Source organism: Clostridium sp. MT-14, from assembly GCF_042436595.1.
Taxonomy (GTDB): Bacteria; Bacillota; Clostridia; order Clostridiales; family Clostridiaceae; genus Clostridium_B; species Clostridium_B aromativorans.
Genome location: NZ_JBHMIY010000012.1, coordinates 78,796 through 101,296 on the forward strand (window position 1 = coordinate 78,796; position 22,501 = coordinate 101,296).

Below are 22,501 nucleotides of genomic sequence, written 5' to 3' on the forward strand. Positions count from 1 at the left end.
ATTGTGTGATTTATAACAAATAGGTACTTATTTTGGAAAGCGAAAGTTCGATAAATATTATAGATTATTTTTACTACATTTAGTATAATGTTTTATAAAGAGTTTTATTGCTTGGTTATTTACAAAGGATTATTTGTTTATATAAATCGATATTCAGTTGATTGAGTGATTTAAAGGAGGCAGTGTAATGGGAGAAGCAATTGTAGTAACATCAGGTAAGGGCGGGGTAGGTAAAACTACTACTACGGCTAATATAGGTACTGGACTAGCTGCTTTGGGGAAAAGTGTTGTAGTAGTAGATGGAGATACGGGACTCAGGAATTTAGATGTGCTCATGGGTCTTGAAAATAGAATTGTATTTACTCTATTGGATGTAGTTGAAAATAAATGTAAATTAAAACAGGCTCTTATAAGAGATAAGAGATTGACAAACCTTTATCTTCTGCCTACAGCACAGACCAGGGATAAGGAGGATGTGAGTCCTCAGCAGATGATGAACTTGATCTATGAATTGAAAAAAGAATATGACTATGTGATAATAGATTGTCCAGCTGGAATTGAACATGGTTTTGAAAATGCCATAATAGGCGCAGATAGGGCACTTATCGTAGTGAATCCTGAAGTGACTTCTGTCAGAGATTCTGATAGGGTCATAGGGAAACTTGATTCTAAAGGATTGGAAGATCATCAGCTTATAATAAACAGACTGAATTATAAGATGACAAAAAGTGGGGATATGCTGGATGTAGATGATATATTAGATAGTTTGGCTATAAAACTCATAGGAGTAGTACCAGATGATAGAAATATAACAGTTTCAACCAACAGAGGAGAGCCGATAGTACTAAATGATAAAGCTATATCAGGACAAGCTTTTAGAAATATATCCAGAAGAATTACAGGAGAAAAAGTACCTATGATGGATTTGAGTGTTGGACAAGAAAGTCTTTTTTCATCTATAAAAAAATTATTTGGTATTAAATAGGGAGGTAAGACAATGGACTTATTTAAAATATTCTCCAGATCGTCTTCTAAGAATGTAGCCAAGGAAAGACTGAGATTAATATTGATACATGACAGGTGTTATATGTCTGAAGAAGTACTTAAAAGCATAAAAGAGGATATATTAAAAGTGCTCTCAAAATATATGGAAATAGATTGCTCGGAAATAGATGTGAAGATGACAACCCCAGAGGAAATAAAGGGGAATTCAGCTGCTTTAGTGGCTAGTATACCTATAAAAAAGGTTAAAAATAACAGATAACTATTGATAATTTATACATAGTTTTTTTATTTCCCTGTGGTATAATCATTATAGTTATACTGGAGGGATATATAAAATGCTTGAAAAATTTACCATAAGCAGAAGACTTTTAAAAGAACTTGATTTTCCTATAATTACTACTGTTATAATTATATGTTTATTTGGCAGCTTGAATATCTACAGCGCATCTCATGTAAGCTATGGTTCATATTATTTGAAGACACAGCTTATCTGGATAGCCGTAGGACTTATTTTAGTTTATTTGTTGCTTTTAATAGATTATTCTGTTATAAAAGATCTTGCTCCTTTAATCTACTGGTTTGGTGTATTTCTGCTTGTACTTAATTGTATCCCGTTTTTTAAATACACTGTAAATGGAGCATCTTCATGGATTAGGATTGGGAGCATTTCCATGCAGCCTTCTGAGTTTGCTAAAGTTGGAATTATATTGATGCTGGCAAAACAGCTGGATGACATGGAAGGAAAAATTAATAATTTTAAAAATATTACTAAACTTACAATATATGCCCTTATTCCCGTGGTTTTGATTATAAGCCAGCCTGACATGGGAATGACTATGGTGTGTTTTTTTGCCGTTCTTGGGATATATTTTATAGCGGGATTGAATTTTAAAGTTATATTGGGAGGATTTTTGGGACTCTTTACTCTGGGAACAATTGCCTGGAAGTCATCGCTTATAGAGTATTATCAAAAGATGAGAATAGTATCTTTATTTAATCCTGAGAAATATCAGCAATCTTTTTCGCTTCAGGTTACACAGTCAAAGATAGGAATTGGCTCAGGGGGGATTTTGGGAAAGGGTTTTTTGAAAGGTACTCAGATTTCAGGGGGGTATGTTCCGGAATCCCATACTGATTTTATATTTGCTGTAGTAGGGGAAGAATGGGGCCTTATAGGATGTCTGGCGCTGATAATATTTTACATAATTATAGTGTACAGGGCTATAAAAATAGCTAAAGAATCCAAGGATATTTTTGGAACTATGGTGTGTATAGGAATAATATCTACCATTCTGTTCTCAATTTTTCAAAACATAGGTATGACAGTTGGCTTGCTGCCTATAACCGGTATTACTCTTCCCTTTATGAGTTATGGAGGTAGTTCCATTCTATCAGCTTTTATAGAATTGTCTTTGATCTTAAATATAGGTATGAGAAGAAAGAAAATTAATTTTTAGGGAGATAAGTATATTATGAAAATTGCTTTTATAGCGCATGACAAGAAAAAAGATGATATTGTGGATTTTGTAAAAAGATATAAAGATGTATTTAAAGATCACGAAATTTTTGCTACAGGAACTACTGGAAAATTGATAAGTGAAATGACTGGTTTAAAGGTACATAGATTCCTTTCAGGTCCTATGGGCGGGGATCAGCAGATAGGTTCGAGAGTGGCCCAGGGAGAAATGGATATAGTTATATTTCTAAGGGATCCGCTTACTGCTCAACCGCATGAACCGGATATTTCGGCACTGCTTAGGATCTGTGATGTCCACTGTGTACCACTGGCCACTAACTTGGGATCAGCAGAGGTATTTGTAAAAGCTTTAAAAAGGTAAAGTTGGATTTAATACTGAAACTCTTTGGTTTTGGTGTTAAATCCTTTTATTTTGTTGAAATTATAGGGAAGTTAATAGATGAGTAAAGTGGATGTAGTCATAATTGAGACTATATTTAAATATATATTAAATATGTGTATTTCAAAAGGGGGTTTTAAGATGGGGCATTATGATTCAGAATATGAAAAGTATTATAATTCCCTGAAAGGGAAATTGAATTATTCGCCTTATCGCAGCAGACTGTATGATAGAGGTAATTCCCGTACTAAGAGAACAAATTATTTAACTAAAAGAATTATAAGGGATTTAGCTGGGGTATTAATTTTATTTGTATTTATTACAACCTGTAAACTGCTTTCGAATTCTCAAAGTAAAAATGTATACAATTATTCTAAAAAGATTGTCAATGAAAATTATGATTATAGTAAATTGAAAGCTCAGCTGAAAAATATAAATGTGAATTATATTGGAGATAGAGTTAAAGATGTAGTTGAACAACTTAGAATAGATGAAAAAGATTAAGTTTTAAGAGGTATTTCTGTGATTAGGATGAGTAAATATTTTATTCCCTATGTAGTGTTTTTAATTATCATAGGTTATAAAGGACAGCTTATTTATACATTTATAGTAGTTTTTTTCCATGAGATGGTTCACTATTTTACAGCTAGATATTATAAATTCTCGGGATTTGACATAGAATTTATAGCTGTGGGAGCGGTTGTAAGGCTTAAGGATATAGATGAGGCATTTCCGAAAGAGGACTTGATAATTTCAGCTTCCGGACCAATTGCCAATCTGATCTTAAGTATATTTTTTTATTATATATATCAAATTTTTAACTCAAGCCTGTGGTATATGCTTTTTTCTATAAATCTAGTCATAGGCTTATTTAATTTGATCCCGGCTTTTCCTCTGGATGGAGGAAGAATACTTAGAAGTATATTGAATTTAAAAATAACCTATAAAAAGGCAAATAAGATAATGATGGTTTCAAGTGTATTTATAGGAATAGTACTTATGTTTTTTTATATATTATTATTTCTCAACGGGAATAGTAATTTTAATATTGGAATAATAGGGGTACTTATAGTAATGTCATCTTTAAAAGAAAGTGAGAGGGTGTCATATATAATAATGGGAGACATTGTAAAGAAAAAATATAAATTTATAAAGAGGGGTTACATTGAAAACAGGAATATATCCATATACCATAAGCAGGACCTGCTTACTGCAATGGGTCTGTTTGATAAAAGCAAATACAATATATTTATGGTGTTGGATGAAGAGATGAATGTAGTGGATGTAATCTATGAAGAGGAAATAATAGAAGCTTTGAAGTCATATGGAAACATGACTATAGAGGAATTTATCAAAATAAGTGAAACGGATGATTCCTAAGACAGACATATTCAAAGTTCAGAGTTCGAACTTAATTTAGATATTAGAGTTTGAACTTTGGACTTTGTTTTTATTTCCTGGGTTTTAAATTGTGTATGCTTATGCTAAAATATAGGGATGATATCTAAGAGGAGGATTATTCATGAATAGAATTTCTGACGACATATTGTTTAAAGTGGAAAAACCTGCCCGTTATACTGGCGGGGAAATAAATTCCTATATAAAGGACAAAAATGAGGTGGATATCCGATTTGCGTTTTGCTTTCCCGATGTCTATGAAGTAGGAATGTCCCACCTTGGGATGAAGATACTCTATTACATATTAAATGAAAGAAATGACACTTATTGTGAGAGGGTTTTTGCACCCTGGCCTGATATGGAAGAACTTATGAGAAAAAATAATATACCTTTATACGGTCTGGAAAGTAAAGATTCAATATCAAGTTTTGATTTTATAGGATTTACCCTTCAATATGAAATGAGTTATACAAATGTTTTAAATATGCTTGATCTTGCAGGATTGTCTATCAGGGCCTCTGAAAGAGGTGAAAATGACCCAATAGTTATATGCGGTGGACCTTGTGCATATAATCCAGAACCTCTTTGGGATATAGCGGATTTATTTGCCATAGGTGAATCGGAAGAACAGATAAATGAAATTATGGATTTCTATAAAAAATATAAGGGCAGTAAATTGAAGTTTTTAAGGGAAGTATGTCATATAGGCGGAGTTTATGTCCCATCACTTTATAATGTAAGTTATAATGAGGATGGTACTATAAAGGGCTTTGAACCCGTTTATAAAGATGTACCTGCTAAAGTAACTAAGAGGATAGTGGAGAACCTCAATGAAGCAGATTATCCAGACAAACTTGTAGTACCATTTACTGACATAGTACATGACAGGATAGTTCTGGAAACCTTTAGAGGATGTACAAGAGGATGTAGATTTTGTCAGGCTGGCATGATATACAGACCTGTAAGAGAAAAAAGTGCTCCTAAATTATTGGAACAGGTGGATAAACTTATAAAGAGCACAGGCTATTCAGAAGTTTCGCTTACATCCTTGAGTATATGTGATTATTCAGATTTGAAAAATCTCATCTATAATTTTATTGAGAAATATTCAGAAAATAGGATTGGAGTTTCACTGCCTTCCCTCAGAATAGATTCTTTTTCTGTGGAACTTATAAATGAAATACAAAAAGTCAGAAAAACCGGACTTACTTTTGCACCTGAAGCAGGAAGTCAGAGAATGAGAGATATAATAAATAAAGGAGTTACGGAAAAAAATTTGATGGAGTGTGTGAGCAGCGCCTTTAAATCTGGCTGGTCTACTATAAAGTTGTATTTTATGATAGGGCTTCCTTATGAAACCATGGAGGATATAAAGGGAATAGCATATTTATCCGAAAAGGTGGTAGAAGAATATTATAGGATTCCAAGAGGGATGAGGAAAAAGGGACTTAAAGTAAATGTGAGTACATCTATATTTGTACCTAAGCCATTTACACCCTTTCAATGGGTACACCAAATATCCATGAAGGATGTAAAGGAGGAAATAAAAACGATAAGGACATCTATAAGGAGTAAGCACATAGTGTATAATTGGCATGAAACCCCTCTCAGCTATTTAGAAGCTGTGTTTGCCAGGGGAGATAGAAGAGTGTGTAATGTATTGATAAAAGCCTATGAAAAGGGAGCTAAATTTGACAGCTGGTCGGAGTATTTTAATTTTCATATATGGGAGAAGGCCTTCGAAGAATGTGGTGTAGATGGGGATTTCTATGCTTATAGAGATAGAAGTTATGAGGAAATACTTCCCTGGGATTTTATAGATACAGGAGTTGATAAAAGTTTTTTAATAGAGGAAAATGAAAAAGCCAAAAATGCACGTGTAACTCCAGATTGTAGACTTGGATGTAAAAACTGCGGTGTCAGCGTTAATTTGGGAGGGAAATGTTTTGAGGGAGCAGTATTTAATAAAATTCAGTAAAGGTGAAGATATAAAATTTATAGGCCACCTGGATTTAATGAGGGCCCTGCAGAGAATGATAAGAAGATCCGGAATACCTGCAGAATATTCAAAGGGATTTAATCCCCATATAAATATGTCCATAGCACAGCCTCTTTCAGTGGGAATTTATTCTACTGGAGAATATATGGATTTGTATCTGGAAAGGGAGATTTCAGTAGACGAGATTATGAAAAAGTTAAATGACAGTGCACCTAGAGGAGTGGAAATACTGGAGGTCAATAAAGTAAAAAGGGCTGAAAATAAAAAGGTGTTCAAATCCATGGCACAAATAAGTGCAGCTGAGTATCTGATAAATATGGGATATAACAATACTGACAGATTGGAAAAAAATATGGATGATTTAATGGACATGGATCACTGGTATGATTTAAAGAGGACCAAAAGAGGAGAAGGCAGGGTTGATATTAGAAAATTTGTAAAAAGTATGGAGTATACTGTCCAGGGCAATAGATTGCTTCTTCATGTCTTGATTTCCTGTGGAAGTATGGAAAATTTATCTCCACAGCTTTTAGTTCATTTCATACAGCATAATACAGAAAATGCAAATATGGAGCATTTTGTCAGCATAATTAGAAAAGAAATGTATGGAAAAATAAAGGAGGACCTTATTCCTCTTTATGAATATGTAAAACATATATGATAGAGAATAATTTTAAAAGGGAGGATTATGGTTGAGGGAAATATTTATTGAAAGGAGTGTAGAGCTCCTGAGAATTATTATAAGAGAAGAGGGAATTTTGAAAGAATGTCTTATGGAGGAGCAAAATGGCGGTGCCTACCCCGGAAATATATATAACGGTGTAGTGAAGAACATAATTTCTGCTATAAAGTGTGCTTTTATAGATATAGGATGTGGTAAAAATGCTTATATGTACATGGATAGTAAGTTTAAGAATCTCAATTTGAAAAAAGGACAGAAAATTATGGTTCAGGTTGTCAAAGAAAGCTATGGGAAAAAGGGAGCTAAGGTTGTAAAAGACATAGGTATACCGGGCAAATATTGTGTTCTATATAATTATGGAAATAGTATACGATTTTCCAAAAAAATAAATGATGCGGATTTTAAAAAGAGAATAGAAAAAAATGTTAAACTGCCTGAAAATATAGGTCTCATGATAAGAACCGATGCCCAAAATGTGAAATTAGATGTTATAAACGATGAGATAAATAATTTGTACAAATGTTATGGTGATGTAAAAAAGAAAGGTATGTATTTCTTGAAGCCAGGACTGATATTTGAAAGTGGTGGAATACTTGGGGAAACCCTAAGAGATAAGTTAGATGACAGCAGACTTAAAATATACTTAAATGAGGAAGAGGACTACTCTTATACAGAAGAATTTTTAAAATATGTAAGTAATGTGGATGCAGAGATGATTTTGTATGACGGTAAAATGAATTTATTTTCAGCTTATAATCTGGAAAAAGAAATACTCAAATTGATAAACAGCAGGGTAGAATTAAATTGCGGCGGCTACATAATCATAAATAGAACAGAAGCTATGTTCGTAATAGATGTCAATTCTGGCAAAAATGTAAAGGGCAGTGCTATGGCCAAAACCGTGTTAGTTACAAATTTGCAGGCTGCGGAGGAAATTGCTAGGCAGGTAATACTTAGAAATTTAAATGGTATAATTTTAATAGATTTTATAGATATGGATGAAGAGTATAATAGAAAAAAAGTGTTGAATAAGCTGGAGAGTGGATTTCTAGATGATAAGAATAAAACTGTAATATATGGTTTCACGGAATTGAATTTGGTGCAAATAGCTAGAAAAAGAAAAGGAAAGCCAATATATGATTATATAGAGGAAAATTGTGTATGCTGCAGTGGGACTGGCAAAAAGCTAAAATTGTCCTATATCACTTTACTCATTAGAGATGAAATTTTGAATTTGAATGAGGGGAAAGGTGTAAAAAATATTCATATTCAAATTGGTTCATATTATAGAGATTCTGTAGAAAAAGATATCAGTGGGTTTGTGAAAAATATAGGTGCCGAGAGAATGGGAGTATATATTACTTATGATGATAAAGCATCCTATTATAGATTGGAACCACTTGTATTTGACAGTCAGCTGAATAAATTTAGAATGTTTAAGGTGAATTAAAAACCAATCTAAAAAACTTTACAAAAAAATATATATGTGTTAAAATGACACCTGTAGACCGCTCAAAAAAGGTTTTATAAACTATGTAGGTGAATATTTTACATATACCTTTTAGGCGAGACTGGATTGAGGAGGTGTTTTAAATGTATGCAGTTGTAGCAACTGGAGGAAAACAGTATAAAGTTTCAGAAGGAGACGTTGTTTACGTTGAAAAATTAGATGGTGAAGTGGATTCAACTGTTGAACTTGACAAAGTGCTTATTGTAAATAAGGATGATGCAGGAGTGGTTATTGGGAAACCTGTAGTTGAGGGAGCCAAAGTGAGCGCTAAAATTTTGGCACAGGGAAAATCCAAGAAGATAATAGTATTCAAGTATAAGGCCAAGAAAGATTACAGAAGAAAGCAGGGGCATAGACAGCCTTATACAAAATTACAGATTGAAAAGATCGATGCATAAATTATGATTAAGGCAGTATTTGAAAAAAAATCTGGCAATTTAGTTTCAGTTTCACTTCAGGGTCATGCAGGGTGGCCAAAACAAGGATATGATCTGGTTTGCAGTGCTGTTTCTGCCATATCACAAGGTACTGTAATTGGAATAACGGAAGTATTGAAATTAGAGCTTGATTATTCCATGGAGGAAGGATTTCTAAGTTTTTCACTGGAGGGTATGAAAAAAGAGGACCTCATAAAATGTCAGGTACTCGTGGAAACTATGTTGCTTGCTTTAAAAAGTATAGAAATTAAGTTTAGTAAATATATAAGTGTAAAAGTTAAGGAGGTGTAGTTGTATGTTGATTATGAACCTTCAGCTGTTTGCCCATAAAAAAGGAGTGGGCAGCTCAAGAAACGGTAGGGACAGTGAATCCAAAAGACTTGGAGTTAAATCTGCAGATGGACAGTTCGTTTTGGCCGGCAATATATTGGTGAGGCAGAGAGGAACTAAGATTCATCCGGGAAATAATGTGGGCAGAGGATCTGATGATACACTGTTTTCGAAAATTGATGGTGTAGTTAGATATGAGAGAATGGGAAAGACTAAAAAGAAAGCAAGTGTATACCCTGTAGAGGTAGAGGAATTGGTAGCTGAATAGTGTTTTATTAAGGCATCCTGGCAAAGGATGCTTTTTTAAAACTCGCAGGTATAAATATAAGTACAGAAGGGAAGTGAATTGAAATGTTTGTGGATACAGCTAAAATATTTGTAAGATCTGGCGATGGTGGAGACGGAGCCGTATCTTTTAGAAGAGAAAAATATGTTCCCCTTGGAGGTCCAGATGGTGGTGACGGTGGAAAAGGTGGAAATGTTGTACTTATAGTGGATACTAATATGACTACACTGCTGGATTTTGCATATAGAAAAAAATATGCGGCTGAAAAAGGTGGAAATGGTTCTGGTTCAAAGTGCTCTGGAAAAAACGGAGAAGATCTTTATATAAAAGTTCCTCTGGGCACGGTTGTAAAAGATGTGAGTAGCAACAAAATAATGGCTGATTTATCTCATGCCGGTGACAGGTGTTTAGTGGCAAGAGGCGGAAAAGGCGGCAGAGGAAATGTAAGATTTACTACTTCCATAAGACAGGCACCAAATTTTGCTGAGCCGGGAATGCCGGGTGAGGAAAGATATATAGGTCTTGAATTGAAAATATTAGCTGATGTAGGTCTTGTAGGCTTTCCAAATGTAGGTAAATCCACTCTTTTGTCAGTAGTTACTAAAGCAACACCTAAGATTGCCAATTATCATTTTACAACGTTATCACCTAATCTTGGGGTGGTTGATGTACCGGGAATTAAAAGTTTTGTAATGGCCGATATACCAGGTATAATTGAAGGGGCAGCAGAAGGTGTAGGACTTGGAACAGAATTTTTGAGACATATTGAAAGAACCAGGGTTCTCATACATGTAGTTGATATATCTGGGATAGAAGGAAGAAATCCCGTTGATGATTTTGTTAAAATAAATGATGAGTTGAAAAAATATGATGTAAAACTTTGGGATAGACCTCAGATAATTGCTGCAAATAAAGCGGATATGTTATATGATGATAAGTCCTTTGAGAATTTTAAAAATGAACTTAAAAAACTTGGATATACTAAAGTTTTTAAGATATCCTGTGCTACAATGAGTGGGATAAAAGAGCTTATGCAGGAAACAGCAAAGATGCTTGTTTCTATACCTGTTGTAGATATAGAAATAAATGAAGAGGATAGATTTGTACCGGAGGAAAAGAAATTTACTTATAACGTACGGAAAGAGGGAAATGTCTATATAGTTGAGGGAAGTTTTGTTGACAGGCTGCTTGATAGTGTAAACGTAAATGATCCTGATGAATTGAGATATTTCTACAAGGTATTGAAAAATAAAGGAGTTATTGAGGAGTTAGAGAATAAAGGAATTAAAGACGGAGATGTAGTAAGACTCAATGATTTTGAATTTGATTATGTCATGTAATTTATAAACAAATGGGGAGAGACATATGATTAAAAAAGCTATTTTTGGAGGAACCTTTGATCCAATACACATTGGACATATACACATAGCCTATGAGGCACTTTACAGGCTCAAGCTGGATAGGATAGTATTTATGCCAACGGGTAATCCACCTCATAAATTAAAAAAAGATATAACGGATGCTTTATTAAGGTACAATATGGTAAAAGATGCCATTAAATCAGAAAGTAAATTTACTGTAAGTGATTATGAAATAAATAGGCCAAATTTAAGCTATACCTATAATACATTAGAATATTTTAATAACCTGGAAAAACATACTCAATGGTATTTTCTTACCGGTATGGACTGTTTGATGGATATTCAAAATTGGAATAAAGTAGAAGACATATTTAAGCTGTGCCAATTTATTGTATTTAATAGACCGAACTTTCCAGCCTTTACTATTGAGAGTATAAGAAAACAAAAGAAAAAGATTGAAGACAGATATTCTACTGAAGTCATATATCTGGATGCACCTCTTTTGGATATCTCGTCTACTAATATAAGAAACAGCATAAGAGAGGGAAGAAGAGTGGATTATCTTTTGCCGGAAAATGTTTCTGATATTATTGAAAAATTTGGACTTTATAAGTAATGTTTATAATTTTAATTTTGGAGTGATAAGTGATGTGGAATGAGGAACAGATTATAGAGTATTTAAGAGAAAAACTTAAAAAAAGCAGATTTGATCACAGTCTGAGTGTAAGAGATACAGCTGTAAAGATGGCAAAAATCTATAATGCCGATGTTGAAAAGGCAAGAATGGCAGGGCTTGTTCATGATTGTGCCAAATACATGTCAAATGAAGAGATATTGAATATAGCAGATCAAAATAATATATGTATAGATGAAATAACAAGAGCTAATCCTCAGCTTCTACACGGCAGTATTGCTGCCATAATAGCAAAAAATATTATGGGGATTTATGATGAAGAAGTGTTAAATGCCATAAAATATCATACTACAGGTAAGAAGAATATGAATCTTTTGGAAAAGATAATATATATTTCGGATTATATAGAGCCTCTAAGAGATTTTCCAGGAGTGGATAAACTTAGGGAAAAAGCTCTTGTGGATTTAAATGCTGCCATGCTGGATGCCTTTAACAATACTATAGAAGTTGTTATAGCAAGGAATCAGCTGCTACATATAGACACAATTGAAGGAAGAAATTATTTAATTTACAGAACTTTGCATAAATAAATTCGTAAATGTAATTTTATAAAAATATTTAACACAGAGGACAAAAATTTGATATAATAGTGTTGTTGTATTGAAGAACATTATTTTTGATATATTTTATTAATTAGATTTTAGGAGGTTTTATTATGAAGAAGAACATAATAAGTACAAAAAAGGCACCTGGAGCTGTGGGTCCATATTCACAGGCTGTTAAGGTTGGGAACTTTTTATTTACATCGGGACAAATTCCATTGGATCCTGCAACAGGAGAGTTGGTTTCAGGGGATGTAAAAAAAGCTACTGAAAGATCACTTGAAAATATAAAAGCTCTACTTAAAGAAGCGGGAACATCCTTTGACAAGGTTGTGAAGACTACTGTATATGTAAAGAACATGTCAGACTTTGCAGCTGTAAATGAGGTTTATGCAAAATATTTTCAGAAAGATATGCCAGCAAGATCTTGTGTGGAAGTGAAACTTCCAAAGGATGCATTAGTTGAAGTCGAAGTAATAGCATTGGTAGATTAAATAGAACATATTTGAAGAGAGAGTGAACTTTTAAAAGTTCACTCTTTGAATATTAAATTTCATTTTGTATCAAGGCAGCATCAATGTAGAAAGGAATATTATAGTGGACGAAAATAAAATAGTATTTAAAGTAAAAACGGGAGAAGAGGGATTGAAATTAAGAGCATATTTAAAAAAGGTGCAAAAGCTTTCCAGCAGGCTTATAAAGGGGGCGGCTTTGGGTGGAAGACTGGAAATAGATAATAGAAGAGTAAAGTTAAATCATATAGTGAAGGTAGGAGAAAACATATCACTGAATCTTATAAAAGAAGAATCCCAAAATATATCACCCGAAAAAATGGATATACAGGTGGTATATGAGGATAAGGACATAATAGTTGTGAACAAACCACCCGGTATAGTAGTTCATCCTACCAGGAACTATCCCAATGGTACTCTGGCTAATGGGATTGTTTACTATTTTAGAGAGAAAGGTGAAAATTGTATAGTTAGATTGGTGAGCAGGTTGGATATGGGTACTTCAGGCCTTATAATAGTTGGAAAAAATCAATTTGCGCATATGTGTCTGGCAAGAGATATGAAGTGCAAAGATTTTGAAAAAAGCTATATAGCTGTTATCCATGGAAAAATGGAAGATGATGAAGGAATTATAGATTTACCTATATACAGGGATGAAAAAACTGGCATAAAGAGAGTGGTAGATGAAAGAGGGCAGAGAAGTATAACCCGTTACAAGGTAATAGATAATTTTAAAAATGATCAATTGCTGAGGATTACTTTAGAAACTGGCAGAACCCATCAAATCAGAGTTCATCTGAGTTATTTAGGCCATCCACTGTATGGAGATACACTGTACGGTACAGAAGATGATAGTCAGTATATAAAAAGACAGGCACTTCACGCCTATAGGCTCAAATTCCCGCATCCAAGGGGGAACAGGATAATGGAACTGGAATCTGATATACCCCGGGATATCATGAATTTGATAGAAAAAATAAGTTGAAGCTTTTAGCTATTTTTAAACATTTAAACTTCAACTTATCGTATATAATATAATGCTTTATTTTCTGCATATTTTTCATAAGTAAATTCCATTTGAATTCACAAATAATCTGATATAAAAAATCATTTACTTAGAGTATATATTTTTTTTACAGTAAAGATAGCTATTACGACTAACAGTGCTATTACAACTGGAATTGCATATTTATTCCTTATTATTATGTTTTCAATAATATCTGAATTCAATATCTGTTTTTCATCATGGCTGATGCCGCTTGAAAGGTTTAACTTTCCTATATTTTTTCCTTTAAAGTAGATATCAGCACTACTTACTACATCCCCTACCTTAAAAAGTTTAAAGGACAGATTTTCATTTTTAATACTTAAATGGGGAAGGGCTTTATCACCTTTTTCCTTTACATAATAAAAATTAGAATCTGCAATTAGAGGGACAGAAAGTTTATTTTTGTTATAGGTTGTAACTAAATCTCCCTTTGAATACAGTTTTACCAATTGAAAGTTGTTGAATCCAAAATTAAATAAAGATATTGAATCTGGAAAAAAAGTTTTATTTTTATCGTGAACTAAAGCTACGATTAGTGTTTCGCCATTTCTTGTAGCTACCGCAGTATATGAGTGGAGTGATTGAATTGTGTAACCTGTTTTACCGCCCTGGCACCCACTGTAGTAATACATAGATTGTTTTTGCACAAGCTTATTTTCGTTCCACACAGTTCTTGGCTTGCTGGACTTATTAGTAGGTGGAATGGTATAGGATATAGAGGTGGCAATTTTTGAGTATTCAGGATTTTTATGTAACTCCCTCATTATAAGAGATAGATCTCTTGCAGAAGTTTTGTGTTTTTCATTGAACAATCCAGTGGGATTTATGAAATTGGTGTTTTTTGCTCCTAACTCTTTTGCCCTGGTGTTCATTTTTGCTGCAAATTTGTGCAGTGAGCCGCTGATGTGTTCTGCTAGTGCTTCAGCACAATCGTTATCAGAGGCCAATAACAATCCATATAGTAGATCCCTGACGGTCAACTCTTCACCCGGAAAAAGGCCCAATCTGGTTCCCTCTACAGCCGGTGGGTTGTTACCGATTACTACTTTGTCATCTAAGTTTGTATTTTCCAATGTCAATAGAGCAGTCATTATTTTGGTGGTAGATGCCGGTGGATAAGCAGAATCGGGATTTTTAGCATACAGAATTTCACCGGTTGCTGCATCTAATACAACTGCGCTGTCAGCAGAAACAGAAGGAGGTGTTTCTTTAGCATAAACATTATATGAGCTGCCTGAACAGATAAGCAAAAACAGTAATATAAATGTAATTGTTTTTTTCATTTTTTCCTCCTTTGAAATTGTCTTTAGACAGTATACAAAAAAATAATATAAGTGACAAAAATTTTTTGAAACTGTCAATAATCTAAATTATAAACTTAAATATATTTTAATGCAAATTACAGCTGCTTTAAGAGTACAATGAGTTTTAAGTTTGATATTGGAGGAGGAGATATAATAAGATGAAAAATAAGAAAAAGATAATAGGCTCCGTTGTGATTTTGGCTGTATTTTTTGTATTCCTCATAGTGGGATACATCAATTCTAGACCAGTAAAAATCGATGAGAACAGCAGGGATATATTTGAAGAGGGAGCTACTTCTAAGGATTCCAATGAAACTGGGGATGACAATTATTCCAAAGAGATAACTGTTTATATAAATGGACAGGTTAAGAATCCAGGAGTGTATAAGCTGAAAGACAATAGTAGAGTGGAAAGCCTGGTAAAGGCAGCAGGTGGTTTTACAGATAAAGCTGACAGCTGTAGGTTAAATTTGGCTAAAAAATTAAAAGACGAGGATTATATATATGTAGATAGTAAAATAGGCAATACCTCTGGAGGCCCTAATTCTTCAGCACTATCTGAAAGTCAAATAGGCAGTGATGGTAAAATAAATATAAACAGGGCATCTAAAGAGGAACTTAAAACCATACCCGGTGTAGGGGACATAACTGCACAAAAAATAATGGATTACAGAGAACAGAATGGAGATTTTGCTTCTGTGGAAGATTTGAAGAAAATAGATAGAATAGGTGACAAAACTCTTGATAAAATGAGAGATAAAATAGATGTAAGATAGATTGTTTATTCAAAAATATTGTAAGATATTATATAATTGTAGTGGAGAATGGAGGTGGCGAGTGTGGCTAAAAGATTGACTGAGCTTACGAGGACTTCAGGATGAGCTGCAAAAATAGAGCCGGGGACTCTTTCGAGTATATTAGGTAAACTACCTAAAATGGAAGATAAAGATTTAATAGTTGGAATAGAGACTTCAGATGATGCCGCAGTATATAAATTAAATCAGGAAACAGCAGTAATTCAAACTCTTGATTTTTTTACTCCAGTGGTGGATGATCCCTATACTTTTGGACAAATTGCTGCAGCAAATTCTCTCAGTGATATATATGCCATGGGCGGTAAGCCTAAAGTGGCGCTTAACATAGTCTGTTTCCCTTCCTGTCTTTCAGTGGATGTACTGGGGGAAATATTAAAGGGAGGGGCAGATAAGGTTATTGAAGCTGGAGCTGTTGTAATAGGGGGTCATACGGTAGATGACAATGAACCTAAATTTGGACTGTCAGTTATGGGGCTGGTGCATCCCGATAAAATACTCAGAAATTATGGGTGTAAAGTAGGAGATAAGGTAATATTGACCAAACCCGTTGGTACGGGCATAATAAATACCGCCATAAAAGGTGGAATTGTATCCGATAATGCTTATGATAAGGCAGTTAAAATAATGTCCACGTTGAATAAATATGCAGGAGAGATAATAACAAAATATAATATAACCGCCTGCACGGATATAACTGGTTTTGGACTTATGGGCCATGGCTATGAAATGGCATCTGCGTCTGATGTAACCTTGAAACTTTATGGGAATAAAATTCCGTATATAAGTGAAGCTAAAGGATATGCGGAGATGGGAATTGTTCCTGCAGGTGCATATAAAAACAGGAAATATATAGAAGGCAAATACAGTATAAAAAATATTCCAGGATGGATGGAAGATATACTATTTGATCCGCAAACTTCAGGAGGCCTCCTCTTTACGTGTTCTGAAAGTGAAGCTTATAAAATCATGAATGAAACATGTGGGCTGGAGATAAAGCCTTCCATAATAGGTGAAATTGTACCTTTGCAAGGCAAGAAATATATAATTGTAGAGTAAAATTGGAGTTGTATAAGGAGGTTGTAATTTGGAGAAAAATAAGCTGTTGAGAAAGCTTCCTAAAATTGATGAACTTCTGGATCATGAAGTTGTAAAAGTTGAGTTGGCTGATACTATGAGAATACTTGTGATGAATTCACTCAGGGAGTCCATAGATTTTTACAGGAATCTCATTTTACAGGAAAAGATAGAGGATTTCTCAGAAGAAGAAATACTTGAAAAATTTAAAAGAATAGTTGATAAAAAAAAGGAATCGAATTTTAAGGGACTGATAAATGCTACGGGGGTTATTATACATACTAATTTAGGCAGGTCTCTTTTATGTGAAAATGCTTTAAAAAATGTAATTAATGTATCTAGCAGTTACAGCAATTTAGAATATAATCTGGAAAGCGGCACCAGAGGTTCAAGGTATAAACACGTGGAAGAAATAATTAAAAGGGTTACAGGTGCAGAGAGCTCATTGGTCGTCAATAATAATGCTGCTGCAGTACTGCTGGTTCTAAATACCATGTGTAATGGAAAGGAAGCTGTAGTATCTAGAGGACAGCTTGTGGAAATTGGAGGTTCTTTTAGAATACCGGAAGTTATGAAATTTAGTGGCTCCATTATTGTGGAAGTGGGAACTACCAACAGGACACATATTCAAGATTATGAAAATGCCATAAATGAGAATACAGGCGTATTTATGAAGGTGCATACCTCTAATTTTAAAGTAATTGGATTTTCGGCAGAAGTATCTTCAGAGGATCTGTCTGAGCTTGCAGCAGAAAAGGGAATTCCAGTTATTGAAGATATAGGCAGCGGCACTCTTATAGACTTTTCCAAATATGGTTTTAGCCATGAACCTACAGTGCAGGAAAGTATAAAGAGCGGTATAGATGTAGTTACCTTCAGCGGCGATAAAATGCTGGGAGGACCTCAGGCGGGTATAATTGTGGGGAAAAAGAAGTATATAGACAAGATGAAAAAAAATCAGCTTTTAAGAGCTTTAAGAGTGGATAAGATGACTCTTGCCGCTCTTGAAGCTACTCTTAATTATTATGTAGATGAAAAAGAAGCTGTAAGAAATATTCCCACTCTGTACATGATGCTCAGCAGCAGTGAGAATCAGAAAAGCAGGGCGCAGATCTTAAAAGAAAAGTTGGAGCAGAGAGTGCCTGATTTCAAATTCACTGTGGATAGTGACTATTCAATGGTAGGCGGTGGTTCCATGCCTGAAGAAAAGATACCAACTTATGTAATCAGGACCAGAAGTAATAGAATGTCTCCCGAGGAAGTAGATAGGAAATTGAGAAGGGCTGATATTCCCGTAATTGTACGTATAGCTAATGACGAAGTTGTAATGGATTTAAGAACTATATTAGACAAAGATTTTGATACTTTGGTAAATGAATTCGCAGATTTGTAAAACTCTTGTATTGTGTTTATCGGTTTAAGTTTGGAGGGAATTTGTATGAAGCACATTATAATAGGAACAGCAGGTCACATAGATCATGGTAAAACTACACTCATAAGGGCTCTCACGGGGAGAGAAACCGATACCTTGAAAGAAGAAAAAGAAAGAGGGATATCCATAAACCTTGGATTTACTTTTTTTGACTTGCCCTCCGGGAAGAGAGCTGGAATTATAGATGTACCGGGCCATGAAAAGTTTATAAAAAATATGCTGGCAGGAGTAAGTGGAATAGATCTAGTGCTTATGGTCATTGCAGCAGATGAAGGAGTAATGCCCCAAACTAGAGAGCATTTTGAAATACTTCAGCTGTTAAATGTAAATAAGGGCATTATAGTAATTACTAAAATTGATTTAGTTGACAAGGACTGGCTGGAAATGGTAGTGGAAGATGTAAAAAATGAATTTAAAGGAACTTTTCTGGAGGACGTTCCCATTCATAAAGTTTCCTCGAAAACAAAAGAGGGATTGGATTCTCTAATAGAGGATATAGATAGGCTTACAGATGTTGTACCTGCCAGAGATACTGTCGGTCATTTCAGGCTTCCTGTAGACAGGGTATTTTCAGTGAGCGGATTTGGAACTGTTGTAACGGGAACTATAATTAGTGGAAAAATTAAAGAAGGGGAAAACGTACAAATATATCCCTTAAAAATAAAATCCAAGGTAAGGGGAATACAAGTCCATGGACAGCAGGTGAGAGAAGCAGAAGCAGGTGAAAGGTGTGCAATAAACGTAGCAAATGTTAAAACCTCTGATATAGACAGGGGAGATGTGGTGTCTGTAGAAAATTTTATGGAACCTTCCCTTATGGTGGATTGTAAATTATACTATCTTAAAAGTGCTTCAAGACCTTTGGAAAATAGACAGAGGGTGCGATTGTATCATGGTACCAGTGAAATTATATGCAGAGTGGTAATACTTGACCGTGAGAAAGTAAATCCAGGTGAGGAAGCTTATGTCCAGCTCAGACTGGAAAAACAGCTTACATCCCAGAGAAATGACAGATTTGTAATAAGAAGCTACTCCCCAATGTATACCATAGGTGGAGGTACTATAATAGAGCCAGTGGCCAGAAAAGCCAAGAGATTCAATATGGATTATGTAGAAGAATTGAAATTAAAGGAAAGTGGGAAAACTGAAAGCATACTTGAAAATACAATTAAAAATTTAAGCAGCACTTATCCCGGAAAAGAGGAAATATTGAAGGCTATTGGGAAAAAGGATGATAATATTCAGGAGGAACTGAAAAAACTTATGGAAAATGAGTCCATAGCAGTGCTGAACAAAGGCGATAAACCAGTATATATTCACAGGGACTTTTTAGATAAAAAGGTTGAAATGCTGCAGGGCATTTTAAAGGATTTTCACAGTAAAAATCCTTTAAAAAGGGGTATGTCTAAAGAAGAGATTAAAAACAGGGTATTTGGAAATAAAATAAAGCAGAAAATATATGACTATATAATAGAATTGCTGAAGGGTAGAAATGAAATAAAACTTTATGGAAATTTCATATCCCTAGAGAATTTCAAGGTGGAATATACTCCGGCACAGAATAAAATTAGAGAAAATATACTATTTCAATTCAATAAAAGTGGATTTATTCCGCCTAAATATCTGGAATTGGAAGCTGGCTGCGGTGACAAGAGAAATTTCGAGATGGTATTTGAATCCCTGGTGGAGGATGGGGACATAGTAAAAGTTGGAGAAAATTGTTGGTTTTTATCTAAAGACTATGAATTGGCTAAAAATGTCGTAATAAATTTTATAAAGACCCGGGGAAGTATGTCCCTTGCCCAACTGAGGGATGAATTAAATACTAGCAGAAAATATGCCACAATACTTATGGAACATTTTGATGGCATAAAACTTACGAAAAGAGTGGATGACGAGAGAATTCTTTACTAATATCCGGAAAATGCTGTATGTAATTAATACATTGAGGTTATAGTAAAGATGAAAGCACTTATATAAAATATTTATGAAATGTATAAAATTATTTTATAGATTACTATTTCATTAATTTGTTGACATTATAACAGCATTTCACCTATAATAATACTTGTGCTTTCAATGGGAGTAGATAGGTGCTGGTGTGCCTGCCGGTCTTCAAAACCGTGTTGCCGTGCTAAGACCACGACGGGTGGGTTCGATTCCCACATATTCCCGCCATTTGATATTACAAGCTTCAGAAGGATTAAAGAAATTCTTTTGAAGCTTTTTTCTTTTGTGGGATTTTCTATAATAAGTTGTTCAGGAAAAAGAATAAGCTATATGGACTTCAATCACAGCTGGAGAATATTGAGTATAAGGAAACCCAAAAAGTTGAAGCTGGCAAGGATGATATGTAATCACGTTTTCAAAAATCACAACATATTATAATCTTGTAGCACTGTTTAGGAAAGGAACAATATGTATAATACTCACAGAAAGTATCCATGCTATTACTGTTATAACTACTATTCATGTCCTTATTTGGACAATATATCAAAAGATAATTTGAATTATTGGAGAGGGTTTAAAGATACAGCTAGTTCCTGTGATAATGGGGTCAAGTATGATTCAAAATTTAATTCTCCAAAGATGAAAAGGGAAAATAATTCAGCTCAATTGAGGGATTATGGACCGCAGCCCTTCGTAGTAAATATAAATGAGGCAACTAAGCAGAATAATAACTTTCGTACTGCGTTATGGACAGGAAACCATCTTCAAGTTACGCTGATGAGCATCAATGTTGGTGATGATATCGGCTTGGAAGTGCATCCGAATGTTGATCAGTTTATACGTGTTGAAGAGGGTCAGGGACTTGTTAGAATGGGAAATAGAAGGGATAACTTGAATTTTCAAAGAAGAGTGGAAGATGACTTTGCAATAATGGTTCCGGCTGGCACATGGCACAATGTAATTAATACAGGTAATAGGCCGCTTAAAGTGTACTCTATTTATGCACCTCCTCAGCATCCTAAAAATACAGTTCATGTAACTAAAGCGGATGCAGAAGCTGCTGAAAAGAGTCATCAGTGATTAAAAAGGAATAATTATGTTTAACACCGTATTATTCAAATGAATTTTACGGCGTTTTTATATTTTAAAAAACCCGGGAAGGGGGGATCCCTGGAATGAGATTTAATGCAATAAAAGTTTAAGCACCGAGAATTCATCATTCCCGGTGTAAAGTAAGCAATAAAAGGAATCAATGCACCAAGAAAAAGTATTTTAATTCATACAAACTTCTTTCAAATTTCACATAAACCCTAACATTCTAAAATCTTGAGTACATTGATATCCTTATGTGAATATGATGTGCAAAAATCAAATTATTATTCTGGCAATTTTAGGAAGGTGTATAGGAGGAGGTAAAAATAAAACAATTAAATATTAGTGAACAGAGCCTGAAAAATCAGATCGAGAAATTGTGTTGAATAAAGAAGTTGCTTCGGCTTTTAGCCGGATGTCTTTAAAAATTCACAATATTTACGAATAGTTAATTAATACGACACTAAGTTGTCACAAATACCATATATACTTATAAGTGTCCTAAGGAAATAGATGCTAGCGAAAAAGGTTTTTCATAAAGTTTAATTCCCAAAATAAATAGTTTTTAGATATTGTCCCCTTTAAGAATAATAATAAGTGCCTGCGGTTGCAGGGCACGTTAAACTTAAATGCAACCACCAATAGACTCTTTATAAAATGGACTCCTTTAAGAAGATATGATGTAAAATAGGCACCTGTTATTTAGGGTGCCTATTTTGCGTGATTCAAGTTTTTTATAGAGCTGGTTATTATATTTAGTCACTTTTGTGTTGAATTAATCCGGAAGCTATTTTTTTACATTCTCCAGGACAATTAGCAATTTGAGTCAATTGAGTGTTTATTTGCTTTTTAATATTAGAATTTTCAACCTCATCTGGAGACATTGCTGAGTGCTTTTGAATGATTTCTTTACTTTATGAATGTTATCTCTTGCTTGTGAATTCATTGATTGCATTAAATTCTATCAAGTTTTTCAACTGTTCTTTCATTTTTTACGTCTCCAGTATTTAATGTAGTTTTTGCTTCAATTAGCATTACATGAACTTCTTCTTTAGCAATAGGCATATGTTCATTCCCTCTGGGAATAATGAGAAATTCTCCTTCATTTAAAGTAACATCTTTATCCTTGAACTTAATAATCAATGATCCTTTTAGAACATAAAACATTTCATCT

24 protein-coding genes and 1 tRNA gene are annotated in these 22,501 nt (G+C 34.1%); 23 read left to right on the plus strand and 2 right to left on the minus strand.

What is annotated here, in order from left to right; genetic code table 11:
- Positions 1–187 precede the first annotated feature (187 nt).
- The 17 genes from minD (at position 188) to ACFHWD_RS10530 (ending at position 13,597) form a co-directional block, all read left to right on the plus strand.
- Positions 188–985 (plus strand): septum site-determining protein MinD, encoded by a 798-nt coding sequence (gene minD, locus ACFHWD_RS10450; RefSeq protein ID WP_150357071.1) that lies wholly within the window; start codon positions 188–190, stop codon positions 983–985.
- Between the two features lie 12 nt (positions 986–997).
- Complete coding sequence (gene minE / locus ACFHWD_RS10455; RefSeq protein WP_150357072.1) at positions 998–1,264, plus strand: cell division topological specificity factor MinE; 267 nt, start codon at positions 998–1,000, stop codon at positions 1,262–1,264.
- A 76-nt stretch (positions 1,265–1,340) separates the two neighbouring features.
- Positions 1,341–2,462, plus strand: coding sequence for a rod shape-determining protein RodA (gene rodA / locus ACFHWD_RS10460; RefSeq protein WP_179976945.1), 1,122 nt, complete (start codon positions 1,341–1,343; stop codon positions 2,460–2,462).
- A 15-nt stretch (positions 2,463–2,477) separates the two neighbouring features.
- Positions 2,478–2,843, plus strand: a complete 366-nt coding sequence (gene mgsA / locus ACFHWD_RS10465; protein ID WP_150357074.1) for a methylglyoxal synthase — start codon at positions 2,478–2,480, stop codon at positions 2,841–2,843.
- A 78-nt stretch (positions 2,844–2,921) separates the two neighbouring features.
- Complete coding sequence (locus ACFHWD_RS10470) at positions 2,922–3,365, plus strand: endopeptidase (protein WP_229981037.1); 444 nt, start codon at positions 2,922–2,924, stop codon at positions 3,363–3,365.
- Positions 3,366–3,383: 18 nt separating this feature from the next.
- Entirely contained in the window at positions 3,384–4,241 is an 858-nt protein-coding gene (locus ACFHWD_RS10475; RefSeq protein WP_150357075.1) for a M50 family metallopeptidase, read from the plus strand.
- Between the two features lie 142 nt (positions 4,242–4,383).
- Entirely contained in the window at positions 4,384–6,237 is a 1,854-nt protein-coding gene (locus ACFHWD_RS10480; RefSeq protein WP_179976946.1) for a TIGR03960 family B12-binding radical SAM protein, read from the plus strand.
- Entirely contained in the window at positions 6,206–6,919 is a 714-nt protein-coding gene (locus ACFHWD_RS10485; protein WP_179976947.1) for a TIGR03936 family radical SAM-associated protein, read from the plus strand. The genes ACFHWD_RS10480 and ACFHWD_RS10485 overlap by 32 nt, the downstream gene beginning before the upstream one ends.
- 31 nt (positions 6,920–6,950) lie before the next feature.
- Positions 6,951–8,390, plus strand: coding sequence for a ribonuclease E/G (locus tag ACFHWD_RS10490; protein WP_150357078.1), 1,440 nt, complete (start codon positions 6,951–6,953; stop codon positions 8,388–8,390).
- A 143-nt stretch (positions 8,391–8,533) separates the two neighbouring features.
- Complete coding sequence (gene rplU / locus ACFHWD_RS10495) at positions 8,534–8,848, plus strand: 50S ribosomal protein L21 (protein ID WP_150357079.1); 315 nt, start codon at positions 8,534–8,536, stop codon at positions 8,846–8,848.
- A 3-nt stretch (positions 8,849–8,851) separates the two neighbouring features.
- Positions 8,852–9,178, plus strand: coding sequence for a ribosomal-processing cysteine protease Prp (locus tag ACFHWD_RS10500; RefSeq protein WP_150357080.1), 327 nt, complete (start codon positions 8,852–8,854; stop codon positions 9,176–9,178).
- 4 nt (positions 9,179–9,182) lie between these two features.
- Entirely contained in the window at positions 9,183–9,485 is a 303-nt protein-coding gene (gene rpmA, locus ACFHWD_RS10505; RefSeq protein ID WP_150357081.1) for a 50S ribosomal protein L27, read from the plus strand.
- 83 nt (positions 9,486–9,568) lie between these two features.
- Positions 9,569–10,843 carry a GTPase ObgE gene (obgE, locus tag ACFHWD_RS10510; protein ID WP_150357082.1) on the plus strand — a complete coding sequence of 425 codons (1,275 nt, stop codon included), beginning with the start codon at positions 9,569–9,571 and terminating at the stop codon, positions 10,841–10,843.
- Between the two features lie 25 nt (positions 10,844–10,868).
- Positions 10,869–11,480, plus strand: coding sequence for a nicotinate-nucleotide adenylyltransferase (gene nadD, locus ACFHWD_RS10515; protein WP_378061770.1), 612 nt, complete (start codon positions 10,869–10,871; stop codon positions 11,478–11,480).
- Between the two features lie 32 nt (positions 11,481–11,512).
- The gene (gene yqeK, locus ACFHWD_RS10520; RefSeq protein ID WP_150357084.1) at positions 11,513–12,088 is read left to right on the plus strand and encodes a bis(5'-nucleosyl)-tetraphosphatase (symmetrical) YqeK; all 576 of its coding nucleotides are present in this window, start codon (positions 11,513–11,515) and stop codon (positions 12,086–12,088) included.
- 125 nt (positions 12,089–12,213) lie between these two features.
- Positions 12,214–12,594, plus strand: coding sequence for a RidA family protein (locus ACFHWD_RS10525; RefSeq protein ID WP_150357085.1), 381 nt, complete (start codon positions 12,214–12,216; stop codon positions 12,592–12,594).
- Between the two features lie 103 nt (positions 12,595–12,697).
- Complete coding sequence (locus ACFHWD_RS10530) at positions 12,698–13,597, plus strand: RluA family pseudouridine synthase (RefSeq protein WP_150357086.1); 900 nt, start codon at positions 12,698–12,700, stop codon at positions 13,595–13,597.
- A gap of 122 nt (positions 13,598–13,719) precedes the next feature.
- On the opposite strand, the gene ACFHWD_RS10535 is transcribed toward ACFHWD_RS10530, so the two are convergent.
- Positions 13,720–14,943, minus strand: a complete 1,224-nt coding sequence (locus ACFHWD_RS10535; RefSeq protein WP_150357087.1) for a D-alanyl-D-alanine carboxypeptidase family protein — start codon at positions 14,941–14,943, stop codon at positions 13,720–13,722.
- A 179-nt stretch (positions 14,944–15,122) separates the two neighbouring features.
- Here ACFHWD_RS10535 and ACFHWD_RS10540 point away from each other — a divergent pair, with 179 nt between their 5' ends.
- The 6 genes from ACFHWD_RS10540 to ACFHWD_RS10565 all read left to right on the plus strand — a co-directional run bounded on the left by ACFHWD_RS10540 (position 15,123) and on the right by ACFHWD_RS10565 (position 21,315).
- Positions 15,123–15,740, plus strand: coding sequence for a helix-hairpin-helix domain-containing protein (locus ACFHWD_RS10540; protein WP_150357088.1), 618 nt, complete (start codon positions 15,123–15,125; stop codon positions 15,738–15,740).
- A 48-nt stretch (positions 15,741–15,788) separates the two neighbouring features.
- Positions 15,789–16,835 carry a selenide, water dikinase SelD gene (gene selD / locus ACFHWD_RS10545; RefSeq protein WP_179976948.1) on the plus strand — a complete coding sequence of 349 codons (1,047 nt, stop codon included), beginning with the start codon at positions 15,789–15,791 and terminating at the stop codon, positions 16,833–16,835.
- A gap of 28 nt (positions 16,836–16,863) precedes the next feature.
- Positions 16,864–18,246 (plus strand): L-seryl-tRNA(Sec) selenium transferase, encoded by a 1,383-nt coding sequence (gene selA / locus ACFHWD_RS10550; protein ID WP_378061774.1) that lies wholly within the window; start codon positions 16,864–16,866, stop codon positions 18,244–18,246.
- Positions 18,247–18,291: 45 nt separating this feature from the next.
- Positions 18,292–20,199, plus strand: a complete 1,908-nt coding sequence (gene selB, locus ACFHWD_RS10555; RefSeq protein ID WP_179976949.1) for a selenocysteine-specific translation elongation factor — start codon at positions 18,292–18,294, stop codon at positions 20,197–20,199.
- Positions 20,200–20,366: 167 nt separating this feature from the next.
- Positions 20,367–20,463, plus strand: a tRNA-Sec gene (locus tag ACFHWD_RS10560).
- Positions 20,464–20,703: 240 nt separating this feature from the next.
- Positions 20,704–21,315, plus strand: a complete 612-nt coding sequence (locus tag ACFHWD_RS10565) for a cupin domain-containing protein (protein ID WP_378061776.1) — start codon at positions 20,704–20,706, stop codon at positions 21,313–21,315.
- A 966-nt stretch (positions 21,316–22,281) separates the two neighbouring features.
- Here the strand turns inward: ACFHWD_RS10565 and ACFHWD_RS10570 are convergent.
- A partial coding sequence (locus ACFHWD_RS10570; protein ID WP_378061778.1) for a cupin domain-containing protein occupies positions 22,282–22,501 on the minus strand: 220 nt, incomplete at its 5' end.